This is a genomic window from Mesorhizobium sp. CA16 (genome assembly GCF_020165175.1).
GTDB lineage: Bacteria > Pseudomonadota > Alphaproteobacteria > Rhizobiales > Rhizobiaceae > Mesorhizobium.
Genome location: NZ_JAIUHP010000002.1, coordinates 370,692 through 396,192, shown reverse-complemented (window position 1 = coordinate 396,192; position 25,501 = coordinate 370,692). Strand labels below are relative to the sequence as shown.

At 64.1% G+C, this 25,501-nt stretch carries 27 protein-coding genes; 10 read left to right on the top strand and 17 right to left on the bottom strand.

The window, feature by feature from the left end; translation table 11 throughout:
* Window positions 1-63: 63 nt before the first annotated feature.
* Both LB525_RS05720 and LB525_RS05715 read right to left on the bottom strand, forming a co-directional pair.
* Window positions 64-1,011 (bottom strand): alpha/beta fold hydrolase, encoded by a 948-nt coding sequence (locus LB525_RS05720; RefSeq protein WP_224543880.1) that lies wholly within the window; start codon window positions 1,009-1,011, stop codon window positions 64-66.
* A 123-nt stretch (window positions 1,012-1,134) separates the two neighbouring features.
* Window positions 1,135-1,383, bottom strand: a complete 249-nt coding sequence (locus tag LB525_RS05715) for a ParB N-terminal domain-containing protein (protein ID WP_042644583.1) — start codon at window positions 1,381-1,383, stop codon at window positions 1,135-1,137.
* Between the two features lie 146 nt (window positions 1,384-1,529).
* Here LB525_RS05715 and LB525_RS05710 point away from each other — a divergent pair, with 146 nt between their 5' ends.
* The 4 genes from LB525_RS05710 to LB525_RS05695 are packed head-to-tail and all read left to right on the top strand — an operon-like array spanning window position 1,530 to window position 6,093.
* Window positions 1,530-3,170 (top strand): N,N-dimethylformamidase beta subunit family domain-containing protein, encoded by a 1,641-nt coding sequence (locus LB525_RS05710; protein WP_224543879.1) that lies wholly within the window; start codon window positions 1,530-1,532, stop codon window positions 3,168-3,170.
* A gap of 1 nt (window position 3,171) precedes the next feature.
* Window positions 3,172-4,554 carry an aspartate aminotransferase family protein gene (locus tag LB525_RS05705; RefSeq protein WP_224543878.1) on the top strand — a complete coding sequence of 461 codons (1,383 nt, stop codon included), beginning with the start codon at window positions 3,172-3,174 and terminating at the stop codon, window positions 4,552-4,554.
* Window positions 4,555-4,567: 13 nt separating this feature from the next.
* The gene (locus LB525_RS05700; protein WP_224543877.1) at window positions 4,568-5,062 is read left to right on the top strand and encodes a GNAT family N-acetyltransferase; all 495 of its coding nucleotides are present in this window, start codon (window positions 4,568-4,570) and stop codon (window positions 5,060-5,062) included.
* A gap of 2 nt (window positions 5,063-5,064) precedes the next feature.
* Window positions 5,065-6,093 (top strand): histone deacetylase family protein, encoded by a 1,029-nt coding sequence (locus tag LB525_RS05695; protein ID WP_224543898.1) that lies wholly within the window; start codon window positions 5,065-5,067, stop codon window positions 6,091-6,093.
* A gap of 60 nt (window positions 6,094-6,153) precedes the next feature.
* Here LB525_RS05695 and LB525_RS05690 read toward each other — a convergent pair whose 3' ends face one another.
* From LB525_RS05690 to LB525_RS05680, 3 genes are all read right to left on the bottom strand, one after another.
* On the bottom strand, window positions 6,154-7,422 hold the full coding sequence (locus LB525_RS05690) for a cysteine desulfurase-like protein (RefSeq protein ID WP_224543876.1): 1,269 nt from the start codon (window positions 7,420-7,422) through the stop codon (window positions 6,154-6,156).
* Between the two features lie 51 nt (window positions 7,423-7,473).
* Window positions 7,474-8,541: an aldo/keto reductase gene (locus LB525_RS05685; protein WP_224543875.1), complete on the bottom strand. Its 1,068-nt coding sequence runs from the start codon at window positions 8,539-8,541 to the stop codon at window positions 7,474-7,476.
* A 349-nt stretch (window positions 8,542-8,890) separates the two neighbouring features.
* Window positions 8,891-9,427: a hypothetical protein gene (locus LB525_RS05680; RefSeq protein ID WP_411971001.1), complete on the bottom strand. Its 537-nt coding sequence runs from the start codon at window positions 9,425-9,427 to the stop codon at window positions 8,891-8,893.
* 313 nt (window positions 9,428-9,740) lie between these two features.
* On the opposite strand from LB525_RS05680, the gene LB525_RS05675 reads away from it, so the two are divergent.
* Window positions 9,741-9,905 (top strand): DUF1127 domain-containing protein, encoded by a 165-nt coding sequence (locus LB525_RS05675; RefSeq protein ID WP_140546832.1) that lies wholly within the window; start codon window positions 9,741-9,743, stop codon window positions 9,903-9,905.
* Window positions 9,906-9,958: 53 nt separating this feature from the next.
* Here LB525_RS05675 and LB525_RS05670 read toward each other — a convergent pair whose 3' ends face one another.
* Entirely contained in the window at window positions 9,959-10,465 is a 507-nt protein-coding gene (locus LB525_RS05670; RefSeq protein WP_140840129.1) for a DUF1993 family protein, read from the bottom strand.
* Between the two features lie 141 nt (window positions 10,466-10,606).
* On the opposite strand from LB525_RS05670, the gene LB525_RS05665 reads away from it, so the two are divergent.
* The gene (locus tag LB525_RS05665; RefSeq protein WP_224543874.1) at window positions 10,607-11,656 is read left to right on the top strand and encodes a DUF1176 domain-containing protein; all 1,050 of its coding nucleotides are present in this window, start codon (window positions 10,607-10,609) and stop codon (window positions 11,654-11,656) included.
* A gap of 15 nt (window positions 11,657-11,671) precedes the next feature.
* Here LB525_RS05665 and LB525_RS05660 read toward each other — a convergent pair whose 3' ends face one another.
* The 7 genes from LB525_RS05660 to LB525_RS05630 form a co-directional block, all read right to left on the bottom strand.
* A complete protein-coding gene (locus LB525_RS05660; protein WP_224543873.1) occupies window positions 11,672-12,559 on the bottom strand; it encodes an alpha/beta hydrolase in 888 nt (295 codons plus the stop codon).
* Between the two features lie 33 nt (window positions 12,560-12,592).
* Window positions 12,593-14,209, bottom strand: a complete 1,617-nt coding sequence (locus tag LB525_RS05655; protein WP_224543871.1) for an NTP transferase domain-containing protein — start codon at window positions 14,207-14,209, stop codon at window positions 12,593-12,595.
* Complete coding sequence (locus LB525_RS05650) at window positions 14,206-14,910, bottom strand: XdhC family protein (RefSeq protein ID WP_224543870.1); 705 nt, start codon at window positions 14,908-14,910, stop codon at window positions 14,206-14,208. Before LB525_RS05650 ends, LB525_RS05655 begins: the two co-directional genes overlap by 4 nt.
* A 6-nt stretch (window positions 14,911-14,916) precedes the next feature.
* Window positions 14,917-15,255, bottom strand: coding sequence for an XdhC family protein (locus LB525_RS05645; protein WP_224543868.1), 339 nt, complete (start codon window positions 15,253-15,255; stop codon window positions 14,917-14,919).
* A gap of 86 nt (window positions 15,256-15,341) precedes the next feature.
* A complete protein-coding gene (locus LB525_RS05640; RefSeq protein ID WP_224543866.1) occupies window positions 15,342-16,592 on the bottom strand; it encodes a vWA domain-containing protein in 1,251 nt (416 codons plus the stop codon).
* Window positions 16,593-16,597: 5 nt separating this feature from the next.
* A complete protein-coding gene (locus LB525_RS05635) occupies window positions 16,598-17,521 on the bottom strand; it encodes an AAA family ATPase (protein ID WP_224543864.1) in 924 nt (307 codons plus the stop codon).
* Between the two features lie 28 nt (window positions 17,522-17,549).
* Window positions 17,550-18,044, bottom strand: a complete 495-nt coding sequence (locus LB525_RS05630) for a flavin reductase (protein ID WP_095765215.1) — start codon at window positions 18,042-18,044, stop codon at window positions 17,550-17,552.
* Window positions 18,045-18,235: 191 nt separating this feature from the next.
* On the opposite strand from LB525_RS05630, the gene LB525_RS05625 reads away from it, so the two are divergent.
* Both LB525_RS05625 and LB525_RS05620 read left to right on the top strand, forming a co-directional pair.
* The gene (locus tag LB525_RS05625; protein ID WP_224543862.1) at window positions 18,236-19,306 is read left to right on the top strand and encodes a branched-chain amino acid ABC transporter substrate-binding protein; all 1,071 of its coding nucleotides are present in this window, start codon (window positions 18,236-18,238) and stop codon (window positions 19,304-19,306) included.
* Window positions 19,306-20,322: a P1 family peptidase gene (locus LB525_RS05620; protein WP_224543861.1), complete on the top strand. Its 1,017-nt coding sequence runs from the start codon at window positions 19,306-19,308 to the stop codon at window positions 20,320-20,322. The genes LB525_RS05625 and LB525_RS05620 overlap by 1 nt, the downstream gene beginning before the upstream one ends.
* A 7-nt stretch (window positions 20,323-20,329) precedes the next feature.
* On the opposite strand, the gene LB525_RS05615 is transcribed toward LB525_RS05620, so the two are convergent.
* A complete protein-coding gene (locus LB525_RS05615) occupies window positions 20,330-20,587 on the bottom strand; it encodes a DUF2171 domain-containing protein (RefSeq protein ID WP_140546895.1) in 258 nt (85 codons plus the stop codon).
* Window positions 20,588-20,849: 262 nt separating this feature from the next.
* Here LB525_RS05615 and purB point away from each other — a divergent pair, with 262 nt between their 5' ends.
* Window positions 20,850-22,157: an adenylosuccinate lyase gene (gene purB / locus LB525_RS05610; protein ID WP_224543859.1), complete on the top strand. Its 1,308-nt coding sequence runs from the start codon at window positions 20,850-20,852 to the stop codon at window positions 22,155-22,157.
* A 247-nt stretch (window positions 22,158-22,404) separates the two neighbouring features.
* Here the strand turns inward: purB and LB525_RS05605 are convergent, their stop codons facing one another.
* Window positions 22,405-23,217 (bottom strand): VOC family protein, encoded by an 813-nt coding sequence (locus LB525_RS05605; protein WP_224543858.1) that lies wholly within the window; start codon window positions 23,215-23,217, stop codon window positions 22,405-22,407.
* Window positions 23,218-23,415: 198 nt separating this feature from the next.
* Between LB525_RS05605 and LB525_RS05600 the strand changes: the two genes are divergently transcribed.
* Window positions 23,416-23,973, top strand: a complete 558-nt coding sequence (locus tag LB525_RS05600; RefSeq protein ID WP_224543857.1) for an RBBP9/YdeN family alpha/beta hydrolase — start codon at window positions 23,416-23,418, stop codon at window positions 23,971-23,973.
* Window positions 23,974-23,981: 8 nt separating this feature from the next.
* Here LB525_RS05600 and LB525_RS05595 read toward each other — a convergent pair whose 3' ends face one another.
* The gene (locus LB525_RS05595; protein ID WP_224543856.1) at window positions 23,982-24,755 is read right to left on the bottom strand and encodes an HpcH/HpaI aldolase family protein; all 774 of its coding nucleotides are present in this window, start codon (window positions 24,753-24,755) and stop codon (window positions 23,982-23,984) included.
* A gap of 219 nt (window positions 24,756-24,974) precedes the next feature.
* The gene (locus LB525_RS05590) at window positions 24,975-25,295 is read right to left on the bottom strand and encodes a DUF1476 domain-containing protein (RefSeq protein ID WP_095765208.1); all 321 of its coding nucleotides are present in this window, start codon (window positions 25,293-25,295) and stop codon (window positions 24,975-24,977) included.
* Window positions 25,296-25,501 lie beyond the last annotated feature (206 nt).

Sequence of the window (25,501 nt, the reverse complement as noted above, 5' to 3'; positions counted from 1 at the left end):
GATGGTACGATCGCTTGAGCTGATGCCGCTGGCCGGCTGCATCAGGCGGCCAGCGGCCAGGATTCATTCGCTGACGATCTCGTCCCAGGTCTTCACCTTGGTGACACCGTCGAGGAACGGCATTGTGCTGGCGACCAGTTCCGGCGCGAAGAACACGTCGTAATGCGTGCGGTTGGGGATGATCGCCAGCCGGTTCTGCGACAGGTGCTCGCGCATCCAGCCGGCGTCCTTCAATCCGCCGCCGAGCATCTGGAAGAACTTGATCTCGTGCTCGGGCTTGTACATGTCGCTGTCGCCGTAGACGAGCATGACGGGCATCTTCAGCTTCGGCACGTCGGCCGAGAAATCATAGTCCTTGCGCATGAAGGCGCCGAGCGCATCGAGCAGTTTTGGGAAATCCTCGGGCTTTGGCGCCACGGCGACATAGGATTTGTACATCGGCGTGTCCTTCATGAACTCGGCGGCCGCCGCGCTCACCTGCGCCTGCTGCGGACGCATCTCGTCATAGAAGCCGTTGGAGGCGTAGCCGGTCGACACCATGACCAGCCGACGCACCGCCTCCGGATGCTGAACGGCCATGCGGAAGGCGACGCCGCCGCCAAGCGAATAGCCCATGACGTCGACCTTGTCGTAGCCGAGCGCCTTGACGATGGCCGCCATATCGTCGCCCATCGCCTCAAGGCCGAAAGGCCGTTCGCCGAGCGCGGTGCGGCCATGTCCCTGCAGGTCGACGGCGATCACCGTGCGATGTTCGGCAAATTTCGGCAGGATCGGCGCGAACATGTCGCTCGAACCCAGGCCGCCATGCAAAAGAAGCAGCGGCTCGCCCTTGCCGTAGACGGCGTAGTAGTAGTTCACGCCGTCGATCGGCAGCAGGCCGGATTTTTCCGGCTTCAAGAGAGCTTTGGTTTCACTGGTCATGACAGGCTTGGTCTCCTCGGATTGTGCGCTCGGCGAGGCTATGAGGGTCATTGCCGAAGCAAGGATGGCGAAAAACAGGGTCTTGGGCATTTCAGTCTCCTCTCCGCTTGCGTTGCCTCAAGGACGCGGTGGGAGAACCCAAGCCGACATGGCCCGCTAAATAATTCGAGGGAGAGTGGAAGCGCCTCGGCAGGCGACTCCAAAGAAGAAGGATCAGTGGCGCTTGGCCTGCACTAGATAAGCGTCGATCATGGTCTCGCCGAGCCACTTCGCGGCTTCGAGCCTATGCAGCCCCTCGACCAGGATGTGGCGCTTGCCGTCGTGTCGCACCTGTATCGGGGTCTTCATGCCGTTTTCGAGAATATCCTCGGCAAGATGGCGCACCGTCTCGGGATGCAGCGTCTTGCGCCGCGCCGTCGGCACGTAGATGTCGTCGACCTTGACCTTTTGCACACGCAGCATGTCGGCTCCTCGGCGAGAATGTCGCCTCAGCATGAATAGTTGGTTTGCCGGCGGCGGCCAAGCGCGAGCGCGCTGGCCCGATGCTTTCCATTTGACGCTTGGCCAGCCGATGGTCTCAATGACGGCCTCGTGATCTCAGGTGTTCCTTGACGCAACTGCCCAGTGAATTCCCCGATTTCGGGCTGACGCCCGAGCAGCGCCGCGAGGCGGTGCGCGGCCACTATTACGAATGGCCGGGAATGGATGGCCCGAGCGGCGAGATCTGGTGCTACAGCGACCGGTTTTCCTATCGCCCCGGCGAGACGGTAACGCTCTTCGTCAGCGCGTCGGCGCCGCAATTCAGCCTTGCCGTCATCCGCGACGGCGAGAGCGAAACAAAAGTTTTCGAGGGAGCAGGCCTGTCGGCGCGCTGGCAGGATACGCCCGACCAATGCTCGGTCGAAGGCTGCAACTGGGAGGCTTCGTTCGAATTCCGCGTCGGCGTCGACTGGCCGTCCGGCGCCTATCGCGTGACGCTCTCGGCCGAAGGCCGCGACGGGACGCCAATCCACAGCCATCATCTCTTCATCGTCACACCCCTGCCCGGCCGCAAGCCCGGCCGCCTGCTGCAGGTCGCCGCGACCGGTACCTGGCTCGCCTACAACACGTGGGGCGGCTCGAACCACTATCAGGGCATAACCGGCCCGAACCGCGATCAATACGCCACGACGGTCTCGACGCAGCGACCCTGGTGCCGCGGCTTCGTGGTACTGCCTAAGGACGCGCCGCGCGTGCCGCTGGAAGTCGCGGTGCCGCCGAAGACCGTGCCACGCTATCCGCATATGGAGTGGGCCTTCGCCACTGGACATTCGAAGAAATATGCCTCTTCGGGCTGGGCGAGCTATGACAGCCATTTCTTTCGCTTCGCCGAGCGCGCCGGCTATCAGGTCGATCTCGCCAACCAGCACGAGCTCCATTTCTCGCCCGAAATCCTCGACGGCTACGACTGCGTCGTCTTCGTCGGCCACGACGAATACTGGACCTGGGAGATGCGCGACGCCGTCGACAATTATGTCGAGCGCGGCGGGCATGCGGCGCGCTTCGCCGGCAATTTCATGTGGCAGACGAGGCTGGAGAACCAAGGCCGCCGCCAGGTCTGCTACAAATACAAGGCACGCGCGGAAGACCCCGCCTATCGCGGCGGCGACGTCACCCGCGCAACCAATTCCTGGGAAGCGCCTGAGATCGGCCGTCCAGGCAGCGCCACCTTCGGCCTCAATGCGACCCGAGGCGTCTATGCCGGCTGGGGCGGCTGCGCGCCGCGGGGCGTGCGTGGCTTCCCGGTCTACCGGCCCGAGCACTGGGCCTTTGCCGGCACCGGCATCTATTACGGCGACCTGCTCGGCGCCGACAGTCATGTCTACGGCTATGAAGTCGACGGCCTCGATTTCGAGATCCGTGGCGGCCTGCCCTACCCGACCGCGAGCAGCGGCGCGCCGGACGGCTTGCAGGTGCTGGCGGTCGGCATGGCGAGCCAGGTCGAGGAAAGCGCCGACATCCCGATCGAGGACCAGTTCCTCGCCGACGAGGATGGCCGCTTCACCGCCGAGACGTTGTTCGGCGAGGTGAGCGACGCCAATCTCGACAAGGTCAAGCGCGGCAACGGCATGATCGTCAATTTCCCGCGCGGCAAAGGCGAGGTCTTCCACGCCGGAAGCTGCGAATGGGTCGCCGGCCTGCTAAGGCAGGACGCGATGGTCGAACGCGTGACCAAAAATGTTCTCGACCGCTATCTCGGAAAGTCCTGACATGTCGAAACTGGAAGTCCAGCCCGTAGCAGAGGCCGAAGCGCGGCCGCCGTCGCACCTGTTCTATTTGTCCAGCCTGCGCCGGCCGCTCGTCGACCGGGCCGAGGGCATCTATTTCTGGACGAAGGACGGTCGCCGCTTCATCGATGGCTCGAGCGGGCCGATGGTCGCCAATATCGGCCACTCCAACCGCAACGTGCTCGACGCCATGAAGCGGCAGATGGACAAGACCACCTTTGCCTACCGGTTGCATTTTGAGAACGAGCCCGCCGAAGAGCTGGCGCGCGCGCTTGCTGGCAAGCTGCCCGAAGGCATGGACCGCATCTTCTTCGTTTCGGGCGGCTCGGAAGCGACCGAATCCTGCATCAAGCTCGCCCGCCAATGGGCGGTCGCCACCGGCCAGCCCAAGCGCTGGAAGGTGATCACCCGCTTCCCCTCCTATCATGGCGGCACGCTGGGCTCGCTTTCCATCACCGGCGACGATGCGCTCGCCGAAACCTTCACGCCGATGATGAAGGTGATGCCGACAGTGCCTGCGCCCACAGCCTGGCGCGACCGCGACAATCTCTCGATGGAGCAGCGCGGCCTTCGCTATGCCGACATGCTGGAGGAGAAGATTCTCGCCGAAGGGCCGGAAAGCGTTTTGGCCTTCATCATGGAGCCGGTCGGCGGTGCCGCGACCGCAGCCCTTGTCGCGCCCGACAGCTACTATCCGCGCATCCGCGAAATCTGCGACCGCTACGGCATTCTTCTGATTCATGACGAGGTGATGAGCGGCGCCGGCAGGACAGGCAAGTTCCTCGGCGGCGACCACTGGAACTGCAGGCCCGACATTGTCGCCCTCTCGAAGGGGCTGGGCTCGGGTTACGCGCCGCTCGGCGCCCTCGCCGCGCCGATGCGCCTGGTCGAGCCGCTGCTGGCCTCCGGCGGTTTCCAGCACGGCCATACCTATGCCGGCAATCCGCTGGCCTGCGCCGCCGGCCTCGCCGTGCTCGGCGAGATGGACCGGCTCGACCTCATCGCCAACGCCGCCGCCATGGGCGACGTGCTGATGGCGGAGTTGAAGGGCTTGCAAAAGCGCTTCCCCTTCATCGCCGACGTGCGCGGCAAGGGCCTGCTCTCCGGCGCCGAAATGGTCGCCGATCCCGAGACTTTGAGGCCCATCGATCCGGCCAACAAGGCGACGCAGCGCCTGCTCGACCACGGCTATGCGCGCGGCCTGATCATCTATGGCCGCAAGGTCAAGGGCGGCGTCGACGGCGACAATTTCATGGTGGCGCCGCCGATGATCATCACCAGAGACCAGATCGGCGAGATGATTTCCATCATCGGAGATTCGCTGGAGGCGCTCGCCGCGGAGCTCGACCTGCCGGTGGAAGGCTGAAAAAGGTGTTTTGATGCCGGCACCAATCACCCTCCGCCCCGGCACCATCGACGATGTCGAAACCATCCATGCCGCCCTGCTGCGCCTCGGTACCGATATCGGCGCGCATCAGGAAATCACTTCGACGCCCGAGGATCTGCGCCGCTACGGCTTCGGCGCCAAACCCGCCTTCTCGACCCTGATCGCCGAGATCGACGGCGAGTTCGCCGGGCTTTGCCTGCATTTTCCGATCTTCTCGACCTGGATGGGCCGACCAGGCGTCTATGTGCAGGACCTTTATGTCGAGGATCGCTTCCGCGGCCGCCGCATCGGCGAAAAACTGCTCAGACGCGTGGCGAAGGAATGCCGCGCGGCGGGCGGTAGCTATCTGAGGCTGTCCGTCGATACCGACAATGAGACGGCCAAGGCCTTCTACGAAAGACTGGGCATCGGCCGGTCGAGCTATGAGCAGGTGCAGAAAATCGTCGGCGATGCCTTTTTCGCCTTTGCCGATACGCCGGAGGAATGATGATGAAAGCCTTCTATGCCGAGGAGCAGAAGCGCCATGACCCGAAAGCTTTCCTCTCCAGCGGCGCGCCGCAGCCCAACCCGGAAAAGCCGGAGCGGATTGAACGATTGTTAGCCGGCGCAAGATTGGCCGGCTTGACGATCGAACGTCCAGGCAATCATGGACTCAGCCCGATCGCCGCGGTGCATACGCCTGAATATCTCGATTTTCTCGAGCACATTTTTGCGCGCTGGCAGCGCATCGAAGGCGCCTCGGCGGAAGTCATCCCGAACATCCATCCGATCGCCCGCGCCGGCTCCTACCCGGCCTCGGCTGTCGGCCAGGCCGGCTACCACATGGCCGACACCGCCTGCCCGATCTCGGCCGAGACCTGGAACAGCGCGCTGTGGAGCGCCTGGAGCGCGGTGGAAGCCGCTGAAGCGGTGATGGCCGGCGCGCCCTCTGCCTATGCGCTTTGCCGTCCGCCCGGCCATCATGCTTTCGCCGATGTCGCCGGCGGCTTCTGCTTCATCAACAATTCGGCGGTCGCGGCGCAGGTGCTGCGCAAGAACGCCGCCCGCGTCGCCATCCTCGATGTCGACCTGCATCACGGCAACGGCACGCAAGGGATCTTCTATGCCCGCCCCGACGTGCTCACCGTCTCGCTGCACGCCGATCCGGTGCGCTTCTACCCGTTCTTCTGGGGGCATGCAGACGAGCGCGGCGAAGGTCCCGGCCTCGGCTACAATCTCAACCTGCCGCTGCCGCGCAAGTCCGGCGACGCGGCCTTTCTCGAAGCGCTGGCGACGGCCTTCCAGCGCATCCGCGCCTTCGCGCCGGAAGCGCTGGTCGTGGCGCTCGGCCTCGACGCTTTCGAGGGCGACCCGTTCGGCGGCCTGTCGGTGACGACGCAAGGCTTCTCGCGCATCGGCGAAGCGATCGCCGGACTCGGCCTGCCGACGGTCATTGTCCAGGAAGGCGGCTATCTCTGCGATGCGCTCGGCGACAACCTCACCGCATTCCTCACCGGCTTCGGCGGCAAGCAGGGCTAGAAGCAATTCCAGGAAAAGTGTGTAGCGGTTTTCCGTCCGGAATTGCGTAAAGCTAAAAAACTAGGAGCGCTGCTGCCGCAGCATCGCGATCACGCGGTGCACGCTCTCCAGCGTCTCCTCGATCTCGGCCGCCGTATTGTAATGCGCGATGCCGATGCGCACGACGCCCTGCTCGGCGGGTATTCCGAGCTGGTGGACGACCTCCCACGCATAATTGTGGCCGGACCAGACGAAGATGTTCTCGGCATTCATCTGCCGCACGATCGTCTCGGGCGCGATGCCTTCGACGGTGAAGGAAACGGTCGGCACCCGCTCGGCGAGGCGTTCCGGATCGATGGTGCCTTGGATGACCAGCCCCTCGATGTCGGACAGGCCTTCGATCAGTTGCCGGGCAAGCGTATTCTCGTAAGCAATCGAGACCTCGAACGCCTTGGCGATCCGCTGCCGCCGCGACCCGCTCTCGCCGGCGGCAGCGCCGAGATCGGCGAAATAGTCGATTGCCGCCGTCAACCCGGCCATCAGCTCGATCTGCGGCGTGCCGAGCTCGAACCGCTCGGGCAGGACGTTCGACGAGCAGCGGCATTTGTAAGGCTGGAGCGCGTCGATGACGTCGCGCCGGCCCCACAATATGCCCATATGCGGCCCGAAGAATTTATAGGCCGAGCAGATCAGGAAATCGCAGCCGAGCGCCCGCACGTCGATCAGCCCGTGCGGCGCGAATTGCACGGCATCGACGTAGACCAATGCGCCCGCCTGCTTGGCAATCGCCGTCAGCGCCTTCACACGGTTGATCGAGCCGGTGAGATTGGAGGCATAGTTCAGCGCGACAAGCCGCGTCTTTTCCGAAAGCAGTCCCTTGAGCGCCGTCTCCTCCACCTGCCAGCTCCGCTCGTCGAACGGCAGGAAGCGCACGACCAGGCCGAGATCCTCGGCAAGCTGCAGCCAGGGCGAGACATTGCCCTCATGGTCCATGCGCGTGACGATGATCTCGTCGCCTGGCTTCATCGTGCGGCCGAGGGTGCGCGACATGTGGTAGGTCAGCGTCGTCATATTGGCGCCGATGACGATCTCCTCGACGCTCGATGCGTTCAGGAAATCAGCCATAGCGGCATGCGCAGCGTCGACCACTTTCTGGGCCGCGACCGTCGTTTCAAAGAAACCACCGAGATTGGCATTGGTCGTCAGCAGGCAGCGCGACACCGCGTCCGGTACCGTCAGCGGCACCTGCGTGCCGGCTGGATTGTCGAGATAGATACGCCGGCGACCGTCATCGGCGAGCGAAAGCGCCGGAAATCTGCCGCGCACGGCCTCGATCGGAAAGTCTGCCATCGTCTCCCCCTGTTTTTTCTCAACGATCCGTCTTTTCTCGACGATTCCCGCTCAAGGGCACGGATTGCCGACACGCTGATGGATCACGTCGACCGCCTTCTGCATTTCTTCCGTCCAGGTGACGTCGACCGAGGACAGCGCCACATCGAGTTGCGCAACGCTGGTGGCGCCGACGATGTTCGCGGTCACGAAGGGCCGGCTCGCCACATAGGCGTTGGCAAAAAGCGCTGGCTCCATGCCGAAGGAACGTGCCAGCTCATTGTACTGAAGCAGCACCTCCGCCGCGTTCGGCGTCTCGTAGCGCTGGCCTCGGTTGAACAGCTGCGAGCGCGAGCCCTGCGGTCGCGCGCCATGATCGTATTTTCCGGTGAGATAACCCTGCGCCAGCGGCGAATAGGGAAGGAATGCGATCTCCTCGCGCGCGCAGACCTCCGCAAGATTCACCTCGAAGGTGCGGTTGACGAGGTTGTAGGCGTTCTGCAGCGAGGCGACGCGCGGGCCGCTGCCCTTTTCGGCCTCGAACACGAAGCGCATGACACCCCAGGAGCTTTCGTTCGATAGGCCGAGATGGCGGATCTTGCCGGCTTTCACCAGGTCCTGGAAGACGGCGAGCGTCTCGGCAATCGGTGTTTCGTCTGCGGGCGCGGCTGCGGCATCGGCCCGGCGCGCCACCGCTCCGATCCGCGTCGGGTTCGAACCCCACGGAATGTCCCGGTCCGGCCAGTGGATCTGGTAGAGGTCGATATAGTCGGTGCCGAGCTTGGCCAGCGATTTCTCGACCGCGTCGAAAATGTCGGCGCGCACCAGCTTCGACGGACGATCGCCGCGGAACCATGCGTTGGCCGTGCGGCCGACCACCTTCGAGGCAAGGATGACCTTGTCGCGGTTTCGATTGGCCTTCATCCAGCTGCCGATGATCCTCTCGGTTCGCCCTTGCGTCTCTGCCTTGGGCGGGATCGGGTAAAGCTCGGCCGTGTCGATGAAATTCACCCCGCGCGAGAACGCCAGATCCATCTGCGCGTGGCCCTCGGCCTCGCTGTTCTGCTGACCCCAGGTCATCGAGCCGAGGCAGATTTGCGAAACAAGGAGATCGGTCCGACCGAGGCGGCGCTTATGCATGGAATTCTCCGGCGGGAGGTTTGCGCGGACAGCGCGGGGAGGAGGTTGAACATAGAGCAAAACGCTTGCGTTTTGCAAAGCCGCCCAGTTTCGAGATTGGCCGAAGCGTCAGTCAGTTCGTCATTCTAGGGCGGAGCAAGGAGCGAAGCGACGCGCGCAGACCCTGGAATCCATTCCGTTACCCTAAAGCGTTGTAGCGGTTACAGAATTCTGCACCGCTGCACTCTACGTTGAAGGTCACGGAATGGATCCTTGGGTCTGCGCTCCGCTTCGCGTCGCTACGCCCAAGGATGACGAATATTGGAGAGGCTCCAGCCAATTTCGATAGCGAAGTCTCTGATGGAGGGAACTACCGCCTCGCCCCGGCCAGCGCCCGCCGCTTGGCCTCGTCGATCAGCATGTTGGCAACCTGCATGCGGATCATGGCACGCTGGCGCAGATGCGGCGCGACCCGGTCCGGATGGTTGGCGAAGGCGAAGTTACGGCGGATGCGACCGAAATCGGCGTTCTTGGCCGGACGGTCGAGGCCGAGCTCGCCGGCGATCGCTTCGGGATCGATCGGCGGCAGCTTCTCCTCCGGCCACTGCTCTTCGCCGGCAAGCGTCAGTTTCGCCTGATCGAGAAGTGCTGCGAACTCGGCAGCGAGGTCGGCGGCGGACTCGCGATATTCGGCGGCGACGCTCTCGCCGGCGACCTTGATGCGGCCGGAATGCAGTTCATCGGCCACGGACAGATAGTCGAACGGGATGGACGGTCGGGCGCCCTCGTCCTCGCCTTTCTCCGAGGCGACGATCAGGTCGTCGAGCAACGAAGCGAAATCGAGCTTGTTCCCGGTGCCGATCTCAACCTCCCTGTCGTGACGGCATGCAGTGATGCCGCTAAACATAGTGGGCTCTCGTTAAGAATGAATTCTGGCGATATTGACAATTGGCGGCTTTTCCGCCCGGCAAGACGGTATCGGAAAATAAAAAGCCGGACTGCTCTTCGTGCAGTCCGGCAAGGTCGCCAGGAGTGGCGAGGAAAAAGCCGGCCATGTGCCAGCACGGGTGCCTACGGTTGAGCCTGCCGAAAAGTTTCACGGAAAATCGAGTGTGGCGGGAAAATTGTCGCGGCATGGCAGCCATGCAAATGCTGCACTGCACAATTTTAAAAATCGCCTATATGCTGGCGTCGGGAGGACCAACTGGGGCAACTGAGTCATGGGGTTCTTCACTGAAATGTTCGCTCGGCCGAGGCCGCAGGAACACCAGCGTTACCGCTCGGCGCTTGCGCTTCTGAACGCGATGAGCAATGCGGACCGCGCCGATATCGGCGTCAAGCCGGCGGATTTTCCGCGCATCGCGCGCGAAATGTCGATCCGCTGAGCTGAGCCAAAGAGGTTTCCCGGAATCCCGGGAAACCTCCAAGCCATTCAACATCAACGATTTCCGAGAAAAGTCTGCTTGCTGAGCGGCACGCCATTGTGGCGCAGGATGTCGTAGGCCGTGGTGACGTGGAAATAGAAATTCGGCATCGCCAGGTGCAGCAGATATTGCAGGCCGGGCAGCGTGGTTTCGCGTCCGCCGAGCCGCACTTCGACCGTCCTGTCCTCAGATCCTTCCAGATCGGCCGCCGCAAACGTCGCCAGATAATCGAGCGTCTTGGCGATCCGGGCCTGCAGCTCGGCAAAGCTCGCTTCATTGTCCTCATATTTTGGCACCTCGCGGCCGGCCAGCCGCGACGGCGCGCCCTTGGCGTGGTCGGTGGCGATCTGGATCTGCCTGGCCAGCGCGAACATGTCGGGCGCCAGCCGCGCCGTGAGGAACACCTGCGGATCAATCTTGCGTTCGCCGGCATTCTGCTCCGCCGCCGTCAAGACGCTGGCCAGCGCCTTCAGCCTGGCGGAAAAAACGCCCACCGATATGTCGTACATGGAAATGGTCACGGGCAATCTCCCCACGCGGCCCAGCGCCGCGGGCCGTGAACTAGCGCCTCCCGCCACGATTCTTCAAGCGGCCGTGGCTATGGCGTCACCGCGCCGCCGCAATCGCCGTGGTAGTATTTTCGTTACCGAGCGGAGGATTCGATGAAAAGAGCCACTTTCGCAGCGATTGTCTTTTTCTCATTGGCCGGCCTCACGCATTCCGCGTCCGCGGCGGATGCGCCCTATGTCGATGACCGATCAAGCGCCGATGCGGTCGTCCGCTCGCTTTACAGCGCCATCAACCGTCACGAATTCGCCCGTGCCTGGGGCTATTTCGGCGATACGAAGCCGGCAAAGGATTTCAACGCCTTCGTCAAGGGTTACGACGGCACCGACAGGGTCGAAGTCAAGACTGGCGCTGTCTCGGAGGACGGTGCTGCCGGCAGCATCTATTACAGCGTCCCCGTCGCCATCCAGGCGACCGACAAGAAAGGCGAGGCCAAGGTTTTCGCCGGCTGCTACACGGTCCGCCAGGTCAATGCGCAGATCCAGGAGCCGCCCTTTCAGCCGATCTTCATCGACAAGGGCGCGTTGAAGCCGTCGACCGAGGATTTCGACAGCGCCGTGCCGGCAAGCTGCGGCGACGGTCCGCCGCCGCCAAAGAAGGACGAGGCATTGGAGCAGGCCAGGAAAGCCTTCCTCGCCACCTATGGCGACCAGTGCGACAAGCAGGATCCTGACGGCAAGCCGATCGGCGAGCCAGAGGCTCATTCCATCCACTATAAGGACAAGGACGCCCAGCCCAGCGACCCAGAGCGCGAGACGCGGCTGTTCCGCTTCTTCTGCTCGATGGCCGCCTACAACGAGACGGCGGTCTACTACATCACCGACGACGTCAACGGCGTCTCACAGTTGCAGTTCACCGAGCCGGAGCTCGACATCCGCTACGAGAACAACAACAGCGAAGGCAAGGTCGAATCGATCCATATCATCGGGTTCAAGACCAGCGGCTGGGCGACCAACTCGGACTATGACGACAACACAAAAACCATCACCACATCCAACAAATGGCGTGGTGTGGGGGATGCCTCGTCATCGGGAACCTACCTTTTCCGCAACGGCGATTTCTCGCTCGTCCAGTATGACGTCGATGCATCCTATGACGGCGAGCAAAATCCGCAGACGGTCATCGACTACAACACGGCGCCTTGAGGCGCTGCAGCGCAATCACGGCGCTTTCGTCAGCATCCAGTTCAGCGTGCCGCGCCAGTCGACCATGCGGATCGGCGTGCCGTGGGTGCCGGTTTCGAAGCGCACGAAGCGGGTCGGATAAGCCTTCTTGGCCAGAATCGAGCGGAAGAAGGCTTCCTGCTTCTCCACCGGGAAGACCCCGTCATGGCTGCCCTGGCCGAAGAACACCGGCACGCGACGCCTGAAGGCGGGGCTGGTGAGAAAGCTGTCGTCCCACAGCGAGCCGAGCAACAGCAGCCCATTGATGCGGCCGCCCGTGTCCTTGCGCGCGGCGAGCTTCCAGCAGATGATCCCGCCCATCGAGCCGCAGGCGACGAAGATCTTCGCGCCCGGCGATGTCTCGGCATAGTGGTCGATGAGCGCCGCGACCTGCGCCGCGCCCTTGTCGCCGAAATCGGGGAAATCGGGCGAAAGATAGAGCCCGTTGTTGGCGGCCATCAGGTTCTTGATGCGGTTGAAATTGCCGCCGAAGGTGAAGTCGTCCACGCCCTGCTTGCGGCTGCCGCCTTGCCCGTGAAGATAGAGCACGATGATGGACGCGCCTTCCGTCCTGCCGACCGCGACATGTCTGATATCGCCAGCATCGGTCTTCAGCATCAGGTCCTGCTGCACCTTGCGTACCCCGGGATCGGTATACTGCGCATGCACGCGCCTTTCCGGCACCTCGTCGCGCTGATTGATGTCGCGCATCTCGCGATAGTCGAGGACGGTGTAGGCGCCGTTGTCGCCGGTCGATAGTGTCGCCGGATAGGCGAACAGATCGTCCTTGAACGATTTCAGCGAAAGCGTCTGCCCCTCGGCGGCGGAGAGGGACAGCGCCGCCGCGGTGATCAGGGCGAAGAAAAGTCGATAACGCAAAGCCATGCCGAGAGGCATGCGGAATTCGGCTCTGCTTTGTCAATCCTGCAGAACGCCACCCGCCCCTTCCAGCGCCTCGCGCGTGTCGACATCGATCGAGGCGCCCTGCCCGATCTCGACATCGATGACGTCGAGACCCTCGGCCTCGACCAGATGGCGCGCGCCGGTATCGCCCTCGAGCTGCGCGACAGCCGCGAAAAGCGATCGCGGCAAAAGCACCGGATTGCCGCGCTTGCCCTGGTGGGAAGCGCGCACCACGGAGCGGCCGCCGGCGCGGCGGAACGCGTCGATCAGGCTGTCGAGGTCTTTCGACGAAACGCCCGGCATGTCGCCAAGCACGATCATGGCGCCGGCCGCGTCGGGCGCGACCTTCGCGATACCCGCCTTCAACGACGAAGCGAGTCCATCGGCGAAATCCGGGTTGTCCACGAATGTCACGCCAAGACCGCCAAGCGCCGAACGCACGCGCTCGCGCTGATGGCCGGTGACGACGACGGTGGCGGCGGCCTTCGAGGCCAGCGCACGACCGGCGGTGCGGCGCACAAGCGGCTCGCCGTCGAACAGCGCCAGAAGCTTGTTCGGCCCGCCCATGCGACTCGAGCGGCCGGCGGCCAGAAGCACGATATCGACTTTCATCGCCGACCTTGCCGGCTGCGGCGCCGGCTCGCGCGGCTGCGGCCTGGTCGGGATTTCCATCAAAAGCCCGCCAACGCCCATTCCGGCAATATCGCCCGCCGTCACCTCGAGCCCGGCAACAAGGCGATCGAGCACCCAGTCGAAGCCATTTTCCTTCGGGCTGCGCGCGCAGCCGGGCGCGCCGACAATGCGCTTGCCGTCGAGCGTCCCCAGCACCAGCAGATTGCCGGGATCGACCGGCATGCCCGCGCGGATGACGGTACCGCCGGCACGCTCGATCGCGGCCGGCACGACATCGGCGAAGTCGCTCATCGCCGAGGCGCCGAAGATCACCACCATGTCATTGTCGCGCGCCAGCTGGGTTGCGGCCGCGGCGACCGGCGCCACGTCGTGCGGCGTGCGCCGTTCGGCGGTCAGTCGGCCGCCGAAACGCGCCAGCCGGGCCTCGGTGACGCGCAGCGTCTTGTCGAGCACGCTCGGCTTGACGCCGGGAAGCATCGTCTGGATGACGCCGACAGTTATGGGGCGATAGGCATTGACGGCAAAGATCTCGCGGCCGGCGCAGATCCTCACCACGCTGGCTACCAGGCTTGCAGCGACGGCAAAGGGAATGATCTTCACCGTCGCCACCATCTGGCCCTTCTCGACCGGCGCGTGCTGCGCCAGCGTCGCGATGGTGATGGCCGGATCGACGGCGTTGATGGCGTCGATCATTGCCGCGTCGACGGTAAAGACGCCTGAGGCTTCCGCATGCAAATTCACCCGCCCGGTCGCGGCCGGCTTGACCTCGATGTTGCGGTGACGCATGGCGGCGGCGATCTTCGCGGCTGCGGCATCTTCGCCCAAATCGTCCGCGGCAAGCACCGCCGCAACGACTTCGGCGACGCCTGCCGCCTTGAGCGCCGCGATATCGTCTCGGCTCAATCGGTGCGCCTTGCGGAAGCGTTTTTCGCCGGCGGTGATCGCATGCGCCAGCACCGCCCCTTCCGCCTCATCGATCGGAACCGGTCCGAATTTCACGCCACGGCGCCTTTTGCTTCGAGACCGCGCGAGCGGAAGGCGTGGATCGTCTGCGCAAGGACGGCGACGGCGATCTCGGCCGGACTGGCAGCACCGATATCGAGGCCGATCGGCGCGTGGATGCGGGCGATCTGGTCGGCGCCGGTGCCGAGCGCCAGCAGGCGTTCGACACGCTTGGCGTGGGTCTTGCGACTACCGAGCGCCCCGACGTAAAAGCATCGGGCGTCGAGCGCCGCCTTCAGCGCGAAATCGTCGATCTTCGGATCGTGGGTGACGGCGGCAAGGGCGGTATAGCTGTCGAGTGGCGCGCGTTTCAGCACATCCTGCGGCCATTCGGCATGCAGCGCGACGCCGGGGAAGCGTTCCGGGGTAGCGAAGGCTGTGCGCGGATCGATGATCTCGACCGGATAGCCGGCAATCCTGGCCATCGGCGCCAGCGCCTGGCTGATATGCACGGCGCCGATCACCACCAGGCGCGGACGCGGCAGATGCGCGTTGAGAAAGAACGTCCGCCCTTCCGCCGCCACCGTTTGTGAATTGCCGGTGCGGAACGCATTGGCGATCGCCGCCCCGAGATCGCCTGCGACATGGTCACCCTCGCGTACGATGCGGTCGCGACCGTCGTCCAGGTCGGTGACAAGCACCGCGGCGCGGCGGGCGCGGCGTTCTTCGTTGAGCGTCTTCAGGACGTAGGGATCCATCTGTGATCAGCCCAGCCTTTCGACATAGACCTTGATGCGGCCGCCGCAGGAGAGGCCCACCTGCCAAGCGGTCTCGTCGGCGACGCCGAACTCCAGCATCCTGGCCTTGCCCGAGCCCATGACATCCATCGCCTCGGTCACCACGGCGCCCTCGACACAGCCGCCGGAGACCGAGCCATGGAAATTGCCCTCGGCGTCAATGACCAGATGGCTGCCAACCGGGCGAGGCGCCGAACCCCAGGTCTCGACCACGGTCGCGATGGCGACATCCTTGCCGTCCTTCATCCAGCCTTCCGCGATGATCAGCGGATCGCGGGCCTCGTCGAGATAAATGCTCTCATCCATCGTCGCTTCTCGCAAAGTCTGTTTTTCAAGGGAAACCTTGGTCGTCCCTACGGTAAACGTTGGTTTCCCGCCAAGGAAACATATGGCTACGCAGCCTGCCTCCCGCCAGCTTGCCGCCAGCGGCGCGGGTCGACCGAAGCCGCCCGCCGCTGGTCGAGCGAAGCGCAAAGATCGGCCAGCGCGTCGAGATTGTGCACTGCCCGGAACTCGTCGACATAGGGCAGCATCGCTTTCACACCACGGGCGCGGGCCTCAAAACCGTCGAAGCGCAACAGCGGATTGAGCCAGATCAGCCGCCGGCAGGATTTTTGCAACCGCTCCATCTCCTGCGAAAGGCCGGCGACGTCGTCGCGCTCCAGTCCGTCGGTGATGAGAAGCACCACGGCGCCCTGCCCCAGCACGCGCCGCGACCACAGCCGGTTGAACTCGGCAAGCGTGTCGCCGATGCGGGTGCCGCCCGACCAGTCCTTCACCGCCGTCGAGCATTCGGCCAACGCCTCGTCGGGATCGCGATGGCGCATCTGGCGGGTCAGGTTGGTCAACCGCGTGCCGAAAACGAAGGCGTGCACGCGCCGGCGCTTCTCCGTCAGCGCATGCAGGAAATGCAGGAAGATGCGCGTATACTGGCTCATCGAGCCGGAAATGTCGGCCAGCACGACCAGCGGCGGATGCGCTTCGCGCGGAGACCGGAATTTCGGCAGGATAAGCTCGCCGCCGGTGCGCGCGGCCGAGCGCATCATGGCGCGCGGATCGATGCGACCCCCTTGCGCGTCCGCCCTGAAGCGCCGCGTACGGATCAGATCGAAGGGCAGGCGCAAGGCCGCGATCGCCTTTTTGGCTTCGGCCATCTCCGCCGCATCCATCTGGGCAAAATCCTTGCCGCGCAGCACCTCGTTGCCGGAAAAGGTGAGGCGTGCATCGACCTCGATCTCCGGCACTTCCCGGACCGGTTGATTCTTCCGATGGCCTTCGAACATCGCCTGGCTGACGCGGTTCTCCGCCGCCCGCGGCTTCTGCTTTTCGCGATCGTCCGGCGCAACCGGCGAGAATATCGCCAGCAGCTTCTCGATCAGCTCGCGCGATTTCCAGAACAGGCGGAAGGCCTCGTCGAAGACAGGATGATCCTCGCGCCGCGAGACGAGCACCGCATGCAGCGTCCAGTAGAAATCGTCGCGCGAGCCGATGCCCGCGGCAAGCACCGCCTCGATGGCGTCCTTCACCGACGCCGGGCCGACGCGCATGCCTGCCTTGCGCAACGCACGCGCGAAATAGACGATGTTGTCGGCGATGCGCCCATCGGCGAGCGCTTCCTTGGGTTCCGGACGCGGCACAGGCATCGCGCCTACTCCGCCGCCGACAGCTCGGCCTTCACCTCATTGAGGATGCGCCGGCCCTCGCCCTCGCCGATACGGGCGATATCGTCCTGGTATTTCAAAAGCACGCCGATCGTGTCCGACACGGTCTCCGGATCGAGCGCCACCTTGTCGAGTTCGGTCAAGGCGCCGGCCCAATCGATGGTCTCGGCAACGCCGGGCGCCTTGAACAGTTCCACCTGGCGCAGCTTCTGGATGAAGGACACGACCTCCGCCGAGAGCCGGCGATTCGCCTGCGGCACCTTGCGCCGCACGATCTCCAGCTCGCGCTCGGCGTTCGGATAGTCGACCCAGTGATAGAGGCAGCGACGCTTCAGCGCGTCGTGGATTTCGCGTGTCCGGTTGGTGGTGATGATGACGATCGGCGGTTCTTCCGCCTTGATCGTGCCAAGTTCCGGAACTGTTACCTGGAAATCGGAAAGAATCTCGAGCAGGAACGCCTCGAAAGCTTCGTCGGTGCGATCGAGCTCGTCGATCAGGAACACCGGCGCGGCACCCGCCTCGCCGGTCAGCGCGTCGAGCACCGGACGGCGGATCAGGTATTTCTCGGAAAAGACGTTGCGCTCCATGTCGGAGCGCACGACCTTGCCCGCCGCCTCCTCCATGCGGATCTCGATCATCTGCGCGGCGTAATTCCACTCATAGACGGCGGAGGAGACGTCGAGCCCTTCATAGCATTGCAGCCGGATCAGCCGGCGGCCGAGCGCGCCGGCCAGCACTTTGGCGATCTCGGTCTTGCCGACGCCCGCTTCGCCTTCGAGGAACAAGGGCCGCTTCATGCGCAGTGAAAGAAACAGCACCGTCGCCAGCGAACGGTCCGCGACATAATCCGCACCTGTCAAAAGATCGAGCGTTTCGTCGATCGTTTTCGGCGCGGGGCGCGGCGCGGTCATCTTGTCTCCGTGGATCCCGCTTGCACGTTCAAAGAAAATGATAGCCGCGGTTGTGGTAGATCAGCGGCCGCAAATTATCGCCGATGCGTAGGCCTGTCACCTTGCCAAAAAGCACACGGTGGGTGGCAAGGTCCTTGCTATCGATGATCTCGCAGTCGAACACGGCCAGCGCGCCTTTCAGCGTCGGGGCGCCAGTCGAGATCACATCCCATTCAGCAAGCGCGAAGCGCTCCTCCACCGGCAGGCCGGTGATGCCGGAAAAGGCGACCGATACGGCTTCCTGGTCCGATGCGAGGGTGTTGAGCGCGAACTTGCCGTTCTTGATGAAAGCTTCGTTCTTGGCGTTCTCGCGGTTGAGGCAGACCAGCACCGTCGGCGGGGTGTCCGAGACCGAACAGGCGGCGATCACCGTCGCGCCCCTTTTGCCGCCGGGCCCGTCGGTCGTCACCACATGCACATGGCCGGCAAAATGCGCCATCGCATCGCGATAATGCTGCGGCCCGATATCATTGATCTTCAGCACCCGATGTCCACCTGTCGAAACCAGTTCGTTATATATGGCGGCATATTGCACGCCACAAGTTGCATAGCATGGGCGAAGTGCTTGACCGCAATCCGCAAATTCGCGTGTTGCGCAGCGCTTAGCCAGCCTTTAGGCATTTCCTGGAACAGTGTCGGGACTGTATTCCCGGCATGGAGGATCTCTTAGCCCGAATGCGTCTTCTCACGACGACATCAGCCGTGCTGCTCTGGTTGTCGCTGGCCGCGAGCGCCGGCGCCGATACGCTGGTCGGCGTTGCCGCGCCGCTTTCCGGCTCATCGGCGATCCTCGGCAAGCAGATCGAGGCCGGCGCCGGCCTTGCGGCGGAAGCGAACGGCATCGCGATCAAGGCCGTCGATGACGATTGCACCGCCGACGGCGGCGTTGCCGCGGCAAAGGAATTCGTCGACGCCAGGGTCAATGTCGTGGTGGGCTTTCTCTGCACTGACGCGATCGAGGCGGCGCTGCCGATCCTGAAGGATGCCAACATCCCGGTCATCACGGTCGGCGTGCGCACCGAAAGCCTGACCGACCGGCGCGCCAAGACCGGCTGGCCGGTCTACCGGCTCGGCCCGCGCGGCGACGATGAGCGCAATGCGGTCGCCGCCAAGCTAATCCAGCTCTGGCGCGACGACCTGTTCGCCATCGTCGATGACGGCACCATCTATGGCCGCGAGCTGGCCGAGACCTTTCGCGCCGCAGCCGAGCAGGCTGCCTTGAAGCCGGTCTTCACCGACACGTTCCGGCCGCAGCTCGACAACCAGATCGGGCTGATCGGCCGGTTGAAGAAGGCCGGCGCGACCAAGGTGTTCGCCGGCGGCGACGGCGAGGATGTCGCCATCATGGGCCGCGACGCCGCCCAGCTCGATGCCGGCATCACCTTTGCCGGAGGCGAAAACCTGCGCACGCCGCCGGGCGATGTGCCCTATGCCGTCGGCACGCTGATGATCGCCCCGCCGGAATGGTCGGAGATCGCCGATCCCAAGGTGGTGCAGGGTTTCGCAGCGAAGAACATCGTGCCGGACGGCTACACGCTTCTGGCCTATGCCGCGGTCGAGGTCGCCAAGGCCGCGCTGGCCGGTGCGCAAAGCACTGGGCAGCCGCTCGGCGAAGCGTTGACCGGCCGTGATTTTGCGACCGCGATCGGCACCGTCCGCTTCGACGACAAGGGCGATCTCAGCCAGAACCCGTTCCGCCTCTTCCGCTTCGACGGCATGCATTTCGTGCCGCTGGAGGATAAGTGATGTTCCGCACCGGTCCGCGCAATCTGATCACCGACGTTGCCGGCCTTCGCGTCGGCAATGCCGCCGACGCCAGGCTCAAATCCGGCGTCACGGTGGTGCTGTGCGACGAGCCTGCGGTTGCCGGCGTCCAGGTGCTGGGCGGCGCGCCGGGCACGCGCGAGACCGACCTGCTCGAGCCGCAGAATTCGATCGCGATGGTCCACGCCGTCGTTCTGTCCGGCGGTTCCGCCTTCGGCCTCGACGCCGCCTCGGGCGTACAGGCGGCGCTGCGCGAAAAGAACATCGGTGTCGAGGTCGGCGGCTTCCGCGTGCCGATCGTGCCGGCCGCGATCCTGTTCGACCTGCGCAATGGCGGCGACAAGGATTGGGGCCGTTACCCGCCCTATCGCGAGCTCGGCTATGAGGCCGTGCAGACGGCAGCAGTGGATTTTGTCATCGGCACGGCTGGCGCCGGCACCGGGGCCCTGACCTCCGGCCTCAAAGGCGGGCTGGGCTCCGCCTCGACCGTGCTTGACAGCGGCGTCACCGTCGGCGCGCTCGCCGCCGTCAATCCAACCGGCTCGGTGACGGTCGGCCGCAGCCGCCATTTCTGGGCGGCGCCTTTCGAGATCGGCGACGAGTTCGGCGGCTTCGGCTACCCGGCCCCGTTGCCTGAAGGTGCTAGAAAGATCCTGCTGAAATACCGCGACAGGCAAATGGGCGGCGAGGCCGAAGGCGGCAGCACCACCATCGCCGTCATCGCCACGGACGCCGTCCTGACCAAGGCCGCGGCCAAGCGACTGGCGATTTCCGCGCATGACGGCTTCGCACGAGCCATCTGGCCGACGCACACGCCGGCGGACGGCGATCTCGTCTTTGCCCTGGCGACCGGCAGGAGCGGCATCGAGCTCGGCGCCGATGCCGCGATCGATCTGTTCGCAGCCGCCGGCGCCACCATGGCGCGCGCGATCAGCCGCGGCGTCCATGCGGCGACGCCGGCCGACGGCGACTTGTTTCCGGTTTGGTCGTCGCGTTGACGGCCGATCAAGTCGGATCCGATTTTTCTTCCTCGAAGGTGACCGCGACATCCGAATTCGCGGAGAGCCATACCTTCTGGCCGTCGATCTCCGCGACCAGGGCAAGCGAAATGTAGTGGTGATGGTTCTTGTGCGAGCCCATGCCGCTGTCGGCCTTGGTCAGCTTGATCCGATCACCCTCGACTTTGTCGACGGTGCCGATATGGACGCCGTCGGCGCCGATCACTTCCATGTGTCCGCGTATCTTGCTGATGTCGGTGCTCATGCTGGTTCTCCGCTGGATGGCAATTTGCCCTTTCGGATGCGAGACGGCCGACAATAACAAATGAACGCCGGATTGGATGCATCGCACGGCGCGCCTCGTTCATCGTGGCGTGATAAGCATGACGCTGATGAGACAGATGACAAACCGTCTTGCAGCGCTCGTCGCGGTCAGTACCTGGTTTGCGCGGCAGCGGCGTTGAGCATTGGGCGTGGCTCTGTTAGGACGCGGCTGACGCTTCTCCCAGGCAGGACTTAGAAAACGGATGATCCCTCGCTATTCCCGGCCGGAAATGGTCGCCATCTGGTCGCCCGAAACCCGCTTCCGCATCTGGTTCGAGATCGAGGCGCATGCCTGCGATGCGCTGGCGGAGCTGGGTGTCATTCCGAAGGAAGCGGCGAAGACGATCTGGGAAAAAGGCGGCGCGGCCAAATTCGACGTCGCCAAGATCGACGAGATCGAACGCGTCACCAAGCATGACGTCATCGCTTTCCTGACCCATCTCGCCGAATTCGTCGGACCGGATGCCCGCTTCATTCACCAGGGCATGACCTCGTCGGACGTGCTCGACACCTGCCTTGCGGTGCAGCTGACCCGGGCCAGCGACATCCTGCTTGCCGATATCGACGCCTTGCTTGCGGCGCTGAAGCGCCGCGCCTTCGAGCACAAGGACACCGTCACCATCGGCCGCAGCCATGGCATCCATGCCGAGCCGACCACCTTCGGCGTCAAGCTGGCGCAGGCCTATGCCGAGTTCTCGCGCTGCCGCAAGCGGCTGGTGCACGCGCGCGAAGACATCGCCACCTGCGCCATTTCCGGCGCGGTCGGCACCTTCGCCAACATCGAGCCTTATGTCGAAGAGCATGTGGCGGCAAAGCTTGGCCTGAAGCCGGAGCCGGTGTCCACGCAGGTCATCCCGCGCGACCGCCATGCCATGTTCTTCGCCACGCTTGGCGTCATCGCCTCGTCGGTCGAACGCCTCGCCATAGAGATCCGCCATCTGCAGCGCACCGAGGTGCTGGAAGCGGAAGAGTATTTCTCGCCGGGCCAGAAGGGCTCGTCGGCTATGCCGCACAAGCGCAACCCGGTGCTGACCGAAAATCTCACCGGCCTTGCGCGCATGGTGCGCGCCTACGCCATGCCGGCGATGGAAGATGTGGCGCTCTGGCACGAGCGCGACATTTCGCATTCCTCGGTCGAGCGCATGATCGGGCCGGATGCGACGGTGACGCTGGATTTCGCGCTGTCGCGCCTGACCGGCGTCGTCGATAAGCTGCTCGTCTACCCCGAGAACATGGAGAAGAACCTCAACAAGTTCCGCGGCCTGGTGCATTCGCAGCGCGTGCTTCTGGCGCTCACCCAGGCCGGCCTGTCACGCGAGGACGCCTACCGCCTGGTGCAGCGCAACGCCATGAAAGTCTGGGAACACGGCGCCGATTTCCTGGAGGAACTGCTTGGCGACAAGGACGTGACGGCGGCGCTGCCCGAAGACGAGATCCGCGAGAAATTCGACCTCGGCTATCATACCAAGCATGTCGACACGATCTTCAAGCGGGTGTTCGGAGAGGCTTGAGGCCGAACAAAGGCGCGCGCTGGCGCCAGGCTGGAACACCCCTCATCCGTCTTGTCGCTTCGCGACAAGCCACCTTCTCCCACAAGGCGAGAAGGGGGAATTTGGCGCCCGCGCCTCAGCTAATCACGAACGCCGCGATTGGCGCCGGCTCCGGCGCGGTTTTCCCTTCTCCCCCTGTGGGAGAAGGTGGATCGGCGCGCTAGCGCCGAGACGGATGAGGGGTGCTCCAGCTTGACGCAGGCGTCGCTCAAGCCTTCCCAGGCACCGTCCTGATCACCGTGCCCCAGGGATCCTCACGGCTCGTCTCCTCCTTCACATTGTCCGAGCGCATCTCGACCCAGGCGAGGCCCGAGCGCGACGGATCGCGGCGGCCGGCGCCGGTGCTCTGCCAGGCATTGGCGCCGATATGGTGGTGGTAATGGCCGGACGACAGGAACACCGCCTGGCCGCCATATTTGGCGACGGTGTCGAAGCCGAACTGGTCATGCCACCAGGCCTCCGCGTCCTCCGGCCGACCGACGCGCAGATGCACATGGCCGACAATGGTGTTTTCCGGCGCGCCCTGCCAGCCGGCATCGCCCGCCGGCACGCTGCCCACCACCGCCTGCAGGTTCAGCCGCTCGGTCGCCATGGCAATTCTGTCGCCGTTCCATTTCCAGTCCTGCGGGCGGCGATCCGCATAGATCTCGATGCCGTTGCCCTCCGGATCAGTGAGATAGAGCGCCTCGCTGACCAGATGGTCGGAGGCGCCCTCGATGCCGATGCGATTGGCGGCGGCGTGGCTGATCCAGCGGCCAAGGTCCGCACGCGACGGCAAAAGGAAAGCGGTGTGAAAAAGGCCGGCGCTACGCGGATCGTCGGGCTTGGCCGACGAATCCTGTTCGAGCACCAGCAATGGCCGATTGGCTGCGCCGAGCGTGATCGCGCCATCGGCGCGGCTCAGTTCCTGCAGGCCGACGACGGCGCGATAATAGGCCGCCAGGCTTTCGGCATCGCGCGCCTTTAGCCCGACACGCGACACGCTGACCGGGGTGGTCGCGGCAAAAGGCAGTTCGCTCATCAAACTCTCCGTTCGGGCAGCGCTTATCCCAGCATGGGATTGCCGTGGCCGCCAGCCCTTGTTCCTTGTTCCCCCCAAATCGTCGATTGCGATCGTTCACACAAGAGAGCAAGAATCGAACAAGTTGTTCACAATTGTGATCGCTCCGAATTTTCCGACAGGGTTGCAGCCAAGAAGGCCGCTCGCTACATCGGCGCCATGAAAGTCAAAGACGCAGATATACTGATCGTGCCGGGCTACACCAATTCCGGCCCCGAGCACTGGCAGACCCGCTGGCAATCGAAACTGTCGACGGCGCGCCGGGTCGAGCAGGCGGAATGGACCAAACCCGTGCGTGAGGACTGGACGGCGAGCGTGGCCAACGCCGTCAACGAGGCCGAGCGGCCCGTGGTACTTGTTGCGCACTCGCTGGGCGTGACGGCGGCGGTGCAGGCCATCCCGCAATTCAGGAAGCCGGTCGCCGGCGCCTTCTTCGTCGCGCCGCCCGACGTCTCCAATCCGGAAATCAGGCCAAGGCATCTGATGACCTTCGGCCCCTATTCGCGCGATCCCCTGCCTTTTCCGTCCATCGTGATCGCCAGCCGCAACGATCCATTCTGCGCCTTCGCAGTCGCCGAGGACATTGCTGCCGCCTGGGGATCGCTCTTCATCGATGCCGGCGAGGCCGGCCATCTCAACCACGACGCCGGCTTCGGCCCGTGGCCGGAGGGTTCGATGACTTTCGCCAAATTCCTGACGGAGTTGAAGGAGCCGTAACGCCGGCTTCAGGAGCCGATCGAATCCCGCATGCTCTTCAGCAGCGTTTTCGCGCCGAGCGAGATCAGCGTGTGGTCCGAGCCCATGGCGAGCAGCCGAAAACCCATCGACACGACGCGCCCGGCAATCGCCGGTTCGATGACATAGATCGCGGCATGCTTGCCGGCCTTGCGGGTCCGCTCGGCGATCGACGCGACCGTCTCCATCATGCTTTCCAGCGTCGAGTTGATGGTGGTGCCGTTCGACCAGGCGATCGAGAAATCCGACGGACCGACGAAGATGCCGTCGATGCCGGGCGTATCCAAGATACCGTCCAGCGCCTCGAGGGCAGCCCGCGTCTCGACCATGGCGAAAGCCATGATGCGCTGGTTCGTGTCGCGCAGCCATTCGGCATGGTCGCCCTTGCCATGGCGCGGGAAAGCATAGGTCGGGCCCCAGGAGCGTTCGCCCAGCGGCGGATATTTCATCGCGGCGGCGAATTGCCTTGCATCGGCCACGGAGTTCACCATCGGCGCGATCACCGCCTCGGCGCCGAAATCGAGCGCGCGGCTTGCCATGTCGAAGCGTCCGACCGGAATGCGCACCAGCGCCGGCTTGTTGGCGGCGAGCACCGGCACCAGGCCGCGCAGCACGCTGTCCTCATGATGGCCGCCATGCTGCATGTCGAGGGTCACGGCGTCAAAACCCTGCTTGGCGATGATTTCGACCGTCAGCGCGTCCGGCACGCCCGACCAGGCAGTGAACAGCGTTTCGTCGGCGGCCAGGCGGGACTTGAGCGACATCGAAAGTTTCCTTGTGAACAATCCGCAGTTTTGGCCGGAAACGACGCGAAGGCAAAGAAAAACCGCTCGGTTTGGCCGAGCGGTCGATTGGTCCAGTCAGAGCACTTCCAGGAAAAGTGTGTATCGGTTTTCCGTCCGGAATTGCGTAAAAACAAAGAGATAGGGAATGATGCCGAAAAGCGCGAAGCGGTTCTCGGACGACACCATGTCCGCACAGCCTCAGCTGTTCTTGATCTCCTCGATCGCCTGCGCCATCAGCTCGTCCATGGTGCGGCGGATCTGATGGTCGGACTGGGCGACGCCGGCCGCGTCAAAATCCGTGCGTATCTTGCGGAAAACATCGTGGTCCCCCGCTTCCTCGATATCGGAGACCACCACTTCCTTGGCATAGGCTTCGGCATCGGCGCCGGATTTACCCAGTTTCTCGGCGGCCCACAGGCCAAGCGCCTTGTTGCGGCGCGCCGCGGCCTTGAAGCGAAGCTCCTCGTCGAAGGCGAATTTGCGCTCAAAACCCTCTTCGCGGTCTTTCATGCTGCTCATGACGTCCCTCCGATCAATCCGATTCGCTTGGCGGTGAATATGTGTGGTGGGCAAGCACAAACCAAAAGGCCGCGGGCCGGTCAATATGCTTCGTCGCATGCTGCGCTGCGGCATTTCAGTCCCGAAAGCGGTTGATTCGCGGGATTTGCCGATTGAGCAAACAAGACGATTGCGATAACACCGGCATTGAACGCCGCCTTCGCCAT

Bases quoted from the DNA above. Each gene is read 5' to 3' on its own strand.
- LB525_RS05665 (WP_224543874.1), top strand. From the start codon at position 10,607: ATGAAAAGAGCCACTTTCGCAGCGATTGTCTTTTTCTCATTGGCCGGC.
- LB525_RS05600 (WP_224543857.1), top strand. From the start codon at position 23,416: ATGAAAGTCAAAGACGCAGATATACTGATCGTGCCGGGCTACACCAAT.
- purB (WP_224543859.1), top strand. From the start codon at position 20,850: ATGATCCCTCGCTATTCCCGGCCGGAAATGGTCGCCATCTGGTCGCCC.
- LB525_RS05625 (WP_224543862.1), top strand. From the start codon at position 18,236: ATGCGTCTTCTCACGACGACATCAGCCGTGCTGCTCTGGTTGTCGCTG.
- LB525_RS05690 (WP_224543876.1), bottom strand. From the start codon at position 7,422: ATGGCAGACTTTCCGATCGAGGCCGTGCGCGGCAGATTTCCGGCGCTT.
- LB525_RS05700 (WP_224543877.1), top strand. From the start codon at position 4,568: ATGCCGGCACCAATCACCCTCCGCCCCGGCACCATCGACGATGTCGAA.
- LB525_RS05640 (WP_224543866.1), bottom strand. From the start codon at position 16,592: ATGCCTGTGCCGCGTCCGGAACCCAAGGAAGCGCTCGCCGATGGGCGC.
- LB525_RS05605 (WP_224543858.1), bottom strand. From the start codon at position 23,217: ATGAGCGAACTGCCTTTTGCCGCGACCACCCCGGTCAGCGTGTCGCGT.
- LB525_RS05720 (WP_224543880.1), bottom strand. From the start codon at position 1,011: ATGCCCAAGACCCTGTTTTTCGCCATCCTTGCTTCGGCAATGACCCTC.
- LB525_RS05645 (WP_224543868.1), bottom strand. From the start codon at position 15,255: ATGGATGAGAGCATTTATCTCGACGAGGCCCGCGATCCGCTGATCATC.
- LB525_RS05595 (WP_224543856.1), bottom strand. From the start codon at position 24,755: ATGTCGCTCAAGTCCCGCCTGGCCGCCGACGAAACGCTGTTCACTGCC.
- LB525_RS05635 (WP_224543864.1), bottom strand. From the start codon at position 17,521: ATGACCGCGCCGCGCCCCGCGCCGAAAACGATCGACGAAACGCTCGAT.
- LB525_RS05695 (WP_224543898.1), top strand. From the start codon at position 5,065: ATGAAAGCCTTCTATGCCGAGGAGCAGAAGCGCCATGACCCGAAAGCT.
- LB525_RS05620 (WP_224543861.1), top strand. From the start codon at position 19,306: ATGTTCCGCACCGGTCCGCGCAATCTGATCACCGACGTTGCCGGCCTT.
- LB525_RS05650 (WP_224543870.1), bottom strand. From the start codon at position 14,910: ATGGATCCCTACGTCCTGAAGACGCTCAACGAAGAACGCCGCGCCCGC.
- LB525_RS05685 (WP_224543875.1), bottom strand. From the start codon at position 8,541: ATGCATAAGCGCCGCCTCGGTCGGACCGATCTCCTTGTTTCGCAAATC.
- LB525_RS05705 (WP_224543878.1), top strand. From the start codon at position 3,172: ATGTCGAAACTGGAAGTCCAGCCCGTAGCAGAGGCCGAAGCGCGGCCG.
- LB525_RS05680 (WP_411971001.1), bottom strand. From the start codon at position 9,427: ATGTTTAGCGGCATCACTGCATGCCGTCACGACAGGGAGGTTGAGATC.
- LB525_RS05590 (WP_095765208.1), bottom strand. From the start codon at position 25,295: ATGAGCAGCATGAAAGACCGCGAAGAGGGTTTTGAGCGCAAATTCGCC.
- LB525_RS05660 (WP_224543873.1), bottom strand. From the start codon at position 12,559: ATGGCTTTGCGTTATCGACTTTTCTTCGCCCTGATCACCGCGGCGGCG.
- LB525_RS05615 (WP_140546895.1), bottom strand. From the start codon at position 20,587: ATGAGCACCGACATCAGCAAGATACGCGGACACATGGAAGTGATCGGC.
- LB525_RS05675 (WP_140546832.1), top strand. From the start codon at position 9,741: ATGGGGTTCTTCACTGAAATGTTCGCTCGGCCGAGGCCGCAGGAACAC.
- LB525_RS05715 (WP_042644583.1), bottom strand. From the start codon at position 1,383: ATGCTGCGTGTGCAAAAGGTCAAGGTCGACGACATCTACGTGCCGACG.